The organism is Streptomyces sp. NPDC057474, assembly GCF_042802555.1.
Classification (GTDB): Bacteria; Actinomycetota; Actinomycetes; order Streptomycetales; family Streptomycetaceae; genus Streptomyces.
Map to the genome: position 1 here is coordinate 1 of NZ_JBHVDX010000389.1, position 5,094 is coordinate 5,094.

The following is a 5,094-nucleotide window of genomic DNA, read 5'->3' on the forward strand; positions in this document are numbered from 1 at the left end:
GGGCAGCCCCTTTTTTCGCGAAGGTTCGGAAAGAGTTCCGGGACCTTCGACAGGTCCTCGTTGCCGGTGAACCCGTTGAGCCGTGGACGAGTGATCCCCGGCAGCACCGGTCCCGTTTTCCAACCGGTCGCGTTCCACTGGAGACGCAATTCCTCCAGGGCGAAAAGCCGGGTGACCTCCTCGAAGTCCTCGGCCGAACGAGGAATTTCGGTAGCTTGGCCAGGCTCAGCCGCTTCACCGACGGCATATGGCTCAGGCCGCGCAGTCCGGTGTGCCGCAGGGCGTCCCGGATGAATCGCAGATACTTCAGCGGCAGGTTCCGGGGAAGGGCCTCGTCGACGGATTCGGCGCAGAGCACGAAACCGAGGTCGAGGTCGGTCAGGGTGGTCGAGGCCGAGAGCACATGCAGCGCACCCGGCTTTTCCAGACCGGGCAAGGAGACCAATGACAGCCGGGCGAGCGGGATTCCGGTCAACGGGGTCAGATCGTCCACGTACGGCGTGCCGCCGCTGACGTCCACATGGGCGAGCCCGCCCCTGCCCGACAGGAAAACCAGATCGCGCTGGATCCGGCTGTCGCGTACGACGAGCTCGCGCAGCTGTCCGGGGCGGAGGGCGGCGCGGATATCGCCCGAGGCGACGTCGCCCACGATCTGGAGTCGTGCCGGCCGCCGAGTTCGTGCAGGGCGCGCAGATGCCGGCTCGACTGGGCGGTGAAGTAGAGCTCGCCCTCCGGGAGATGGGCGATGATCTCCTCGGCGTACCGGCGGGAGTCGAACCGGTGCCACGACCAGGTGAGCCGGCTCCGTACGGACAGGGCCGGGTGTGACCGGTAGCGGGCGAGGGCCGGGAGGGCCGCGTCCGTGCCGATGAGGGACGTGTGATGGTGACCCCGCCCGGCCTCTGCGTCCGTGAGCCCCTCCGGCCCCGGCAGGAGCTCCAGAATGAGAGGGCCGCAGGAGGCCGGCAGGCGGGCCTCGCCGGCCTCACGCGGCGGGTCAGCGGAGCGGCGTTCTGCTCCCCAGTGGCCCGGACCCGCGGATCGAGTTCCGTCGCGTGTTCCAGACAGGCCAAGGCCAGGGCGAGCAGCCGTACGCGGGCGCTGCGCGCCGCGTACGGGATTGTCGGCCGCCGAGTCGGTCAGGTCCCGTGACAGCTCGGCCCGCACACGCGGTCGGGCGTGCTCCGGGGCGTTGGCTCCGGGGTGGCCCCTTTGGTGTGCGGCTGGTGTGCGGCCTCGCGGAGTCGGGTGGGGAGGCGGCGTAGCCCGCGTCACAATTCGGGGGCCCTGAATACGGGGGGCCGGTGACATGGCGCACAGGGTGTTTGTCCGGTACTAGGGGGAATAGTGGGTGACGGGTAGCGGGCAAAACGGACTTTTGGGTTGGGGGGTGAGGGTTTGGGGCGATGGGGTGCAGGTGGGGACTTGTTTGTGGGTGCGTGTCAAGAAGTGGGGTGATTTCAGAGGAAGTACGACGTTCGGTCGTAGGTCACACATTTGAGGTGTTTCGGGGCGTGGGGGTACCAAGGGGTATCCCGTTCGGCGGTCGCAGATGTGCGCCGGGTGGGATTCGTGTCCGTCGAGGCACAGTCCTTGTCTCCGTCCCCCGTGAGGTACTCCATGTCGCAGCGTGTTCGCACTCCCCGTTCCCGTATGTCCCAGCTCCGTGTCCGGGCCGCCGTGGTGGCCGCCGGGATGGGGGTCTCGGGTGTGCTGGGGGTCGGGGTCGCGGCCGCCGCCGGCGGGGCTCAGGCCTCGGGTGCCGTGCAGGCCGCGAGCGCCGGCGCCGTCCAGGCAGCCGCCGCCAAGAAGGCGCCCTCCTGGGTCAGCCCGGTCAAGGGCTACAAGGTGAGCGCGCGGTTCGCGCAGGCCGGCAACATGTGGTCCGCCAAGCACAGCGGGCAGGACTTCGCCGTCAAGAGCGGTACGGCCGTCGTCGCCGCGCACGGCGGTACCGTCGTGAAGGCCGGCGGCAACGGCGCCGGTGACGGCCCCGCGTACGGCAACGCCGTCGTCATCAAGCACGGCAACGGCACCTTCTCGCAGTACGCCCACCTCTCGAAGGTCGGCGTGAAGGCCGGCCAGGTCGTCAAGACCGGGCAGCGCATAGCCTTCTCCGGCAGCACCGGTAACTCCAGCGGGCCGCACCTGCACTTCGAGATCCGTACGACCGCGAACTACGGCTCCGCCGTCGACCCGGTCGCCTTCCTCCGCACCAAGGGCATCACCATCTGAGCCGAGCCCGAGGGCATCACCATCTGAGCTGCTCCCGAGGGCATCACGCGGTACGGAGTCATGTCGTACGGAGTCATGTCGTACGGCGTGACTCCGTACGGCGTCAGCACGGGCCCTTGTCCTGGCCCGTGCCGCACACCGCGGAGCCGTCGCCGAAGGTGATCATGAGGAAGAGCGCCAGGAGCAACATCACGCCCGCCGCCGTAGCCGCGACCAGGCCGGACATGTGGCGGCTGCGGAGGAACTCGGCGCGCTCCTCGTCGGTCATGCGGGCGTATTCGTCGGCGTCCACGGGTGCCTCCTCGTGCGGGTGCCCGGGAGGTTCCCGAATGCTCTGAGGGTTTACCCGGATACGGAGGCTTTCAAGAGTTTTGGGTGCCTGCGTGTGCCTGTGTCACCAGATCGATCGCGACCTCCAGGACCGCCTCGCGCTTGTCCTCGGGGTCGCCTTCGACGTCCCGGAGGGCGAACATGCCGGCGTGCATGGTGAACAGGGCGCTCGTGCAGCGGACCTGGTCGGTCAGGGCGGCGTCGGGTTCCTTGATGGTGTCGACCAGGCGGACCATGCGGTCCTTGAACGACTCGCCGACGCTCAGCTCGCGTAGCGTCGCCTGGTTCTCCTGCAGGAAGCGGAACAGGGGGGCCGCGCCGGCCAGGGCCAAGCTGTAGCGGCGCAGGATCTCCCGCTTGGTGTCGAGGGTGCGCGGCTGGGTGCCGGCCCATTCGATCAGTTCGTCGATCGGGCGCTGCAGGTCCTGGAAGAGGCCGATGAGGATGTCTTCCTTGGTCTTGAAGTGGTAGTAGAGCGCCGCCTTCGTCACCTCGAGGCGTTCGGCGATCTCCCGCAGTGAGGTCTTCTCGTATCCCTGTTCGGCGAAGAGTTCGAGGGCGACGTCCTGGATGCGCTGACGGGTGTTGCCGCGACGCTGCCGCTTCGGCGTCGCGTCCGTCGCGTCCGTCGCGCCCTCGGTCGGGTCGCTCATCCTCGTACTCCTCGTCGTCACGGAAGGCCTTGGCCGGTCAAGCCTCGGCCAAGCCCGTAGAACTTACTTGACGCCCGGCTAGTTAGAGACCTAGCTTCCCTGAGTGTAGACAACTAGCCGGTCGGCAAGTAAGTGCACGGAAGCTCCGGGGGGAGTGGAGGACCGCGATGGGTGCGGAGACGAAGAACGAAGTGAGCGGTGGGGCCGAGACGGACGGGCCGCAACCGCGCAGTGTGCGGGTGGTGCTGCTCGCGCTCATGATCGCCATGCTGCTGGCGATGCTCGACAACATGATCATCGGCACCGCGATGCCGACGATCGTGGGCGAGCTCGGGGGCCTCGAACACCTCTCCTGGGTCGTGACCGCGTACACGCTCGCGACCGCCGCCTCCACTCCGATCTGGGGCAAGCTCGGCGACCTCTACGGCCGCAAGCGGGTCTTCATGACCTCGATCGTGATCTTCCTGATCGGGTCGGCGCTGAGCGGGATGGCCCAGGACATGGGCCAGCTGATCGCGTTCCGCGCGGTGCAGGGCCTCGGCGCCGGCGGGCTGATGGTCGGCGTCATGGCGATCATCGGCGACCTCATACCGCCGCGGGAGCGGGGCAAGTACCAGGGGATGATGGCCGGTGTCATGGCCCTCGCCATGATCGCCGGGCCGCTGGTCGGCGGGTCCATCACCGACCACTGGGGCTGGCGCTGGTCCTTCTACATCAATCTGCCGCTCGGGATCGTGGCGCTGATCGCCGTCAGCGTCGTACTGCATCTGCCGAAGCCGTCACGCGAGGGGCGGTCGGCGTGGAACATCGACTACCTGGGCGCGGCGTTGCTGACCGTCGGCATCACGTCGATCGTGCTGGTCACGACGTGGGGCGGGACCGAGTACGCCTGGGGGTCGGCCGTCATCATGGAGCTGATCGCGCTCGGGGTGGCCTCGCTGGTCGGGTTCCTGTTCGTGCAGAAGCGGGTGGCGGAGCCGGTGATACCGCTGCACATCTTCCGCAGCCGGAACTTCACGCTGATGTCCGTGATCGGGTTCTTCACGGGGTTCGTGATGTTCGGCGCGGTGCTGTTCCTGCCGCTGTACCAGCAGTCCGTGCAGGGCGCGTCCGCGACCAACTCCGGGCTGTTGCTGTTGCCGATGCTGGGGGCGATGCTCGCGGTGTCGATGGTGGCCGGGCGGGTGACCACGGGGAGCGGCCGCTACAAGGTCTTCCCGGTCGTCGGGAGCATCCTGATGATCGTGGGGCTGTTCCTGCTGGCGCAGATGGACACCGGTACGAGCCGGGTGACGTCCGGGGTGTTCATGGCCGTGCTGGGTGCCGGTATGGGGTGTCTGATGCAGATCACCATGCTGGTCGCGCAGAACAGCGTCGAGATGAAGGACATGGGGGTCGCGTCCTCGACGACCACGCTGGCCCGGACGCTCGGGTCGTCCTTCGGGGTCGCCATCATGGGGGCACTCTTCAACAGCCGTGTGCAGGACGTGATGGCCGAGCGGGCCGGGGCGCTGGGGTCCAAGGTGACCGAGCAGTCGGCGCAGCTGGACGCGGCGAGTCTGGCGAAGTTGCCGGTGGCGGCGCGGGAGGCGTACCAGTACGCGGTGTCCTCCGGGACACACTCGGCGTTTCTGCTCGGGGCCGTGGTTTCTGTGGTGGCGTTGGTGGCCGCGGTGTTCGTGAAGGAGGTGCCGTTGCGGGGGGCTGGGGAGCCTTCTGCGGCGGACGCGCCGGGTGGCAAGGCGGAGGCCGAGGACATGGTGCGCGCCTGAGGGGTGCGGGTGCGTGGGGGCTGGTCGCGCAGTTCCCCGCGCCCCTTGAGGGCCTACGGCCCTCTCGGGCTGGAAAGCAGGGGCGCAGCCCCGCTTTTCAGGGG

At 68.4% G+C, this 5,094-nt stretch carries 4 protein-coding genes and 1 pseudogene; 2 read left to right on the plus strand and 3 right to left on the minus strand.

Going from position 1 to position 5,094, the window contains the following annotated elements; genetic code table 11:
* A pseudogene (locus ACFU53_RS46420) lies at nucleotides 1–649 on the minus strand (hypothetical protein); the annotation flags it as partial.
* Between the two features lie 971 nt (nucleotides 650–1,620).
* Here ACFU53_RS46420 and ACFU53_RS46425 point away from each other — a divergent pair.
* Nucleotides 1,621–2,235, plus strand: coding sequence for a M23 family metallopeptidase (locus ACFU53_RS46425; protein ID WP_384006271.1), 615 nt, complete (start codon nucleotides 1,621–1,623; stop codon nucleotides 2,233–2,235).
* A 103-nt stretch (nucleotides 2,236–2,338) separates the two neighbouring features.
* Here the strand turns inward: ACFU53_RS46425 and ACFU53_RS46430 are convergent, their stop codons facing one another.
* Both ACFU53_RS46430 and ACFU53_RS46435 read right to left on the minus strand, forming a co-directional pair.
* On the minus strand, nucleotides 2,339–2,527 hold the full coding sequence (locus ACFU53_RS46430; protein ID WP_384006273.1) for a hypothetical protein: 189 nt from the start codon (nucleotides 2,525–2,527) through the stop codon (nucleotides 2,339–2,341).
* A 70-nt stretch (nucleotides 2,528–2,597) separates the two neighbouring features.
* Nucleotides 2,598–3,218, minus strand: coding sequence for a TetR/AcrR family transcriptional regulator (locus ACFU53_RS46435; protein WP_384006275.1), 621 nt, complete (start codon nucleotides 3,216–3,218; stop codon nucleotides 2,598–2,600).
* Between the two features lie 167 nt (nucleotides 3,219–3,385).
* Here ACFU53_RS46435 and ACFU53_RS46440 point away from each other — a divergent pair, with 167 nt between their 5' ends.
* Nucleotides 3,386–4,990: an MDR family MFS transporter gene (locus ACFU53_RS46440; RefSeq protein ID WP_384006277.1), complete on the plus strand. Its 1,605-nt coding sequence runs from the start codon at nucleotides 3,386–3,388 to the stop codon at nucleotides 4,988–4,990.
* Nucleotides 4,991–5,094: the final 104 nt, after the last annotated feature.

Bases quoted from the DNA above. Each gene is read 5' to 3' on its own strand.
- ACFU53_RS46425 (WP_384006271.1), top strand. From the start codon at position 1,621: ATGTCGCAGCGTGTTCGCACTCCCCGTTCCCGTATGTCCCAGCTCCGT.
- ACFU53_RS46435 (WP_384006275.1), bottom strand. From the start codon at position 3,218: ATGAGCGACCCGACCGAGGGCGCGACGGACGCGACGGACGCGACGCCG.
- ACFU53_RS46440 (WP_384006277.1), top strand. From the start codon at position 3,386: ATGGGTGCGGAGACGAAGAACGAAGTGAGCGGTGGGGCCGAGACGGAC.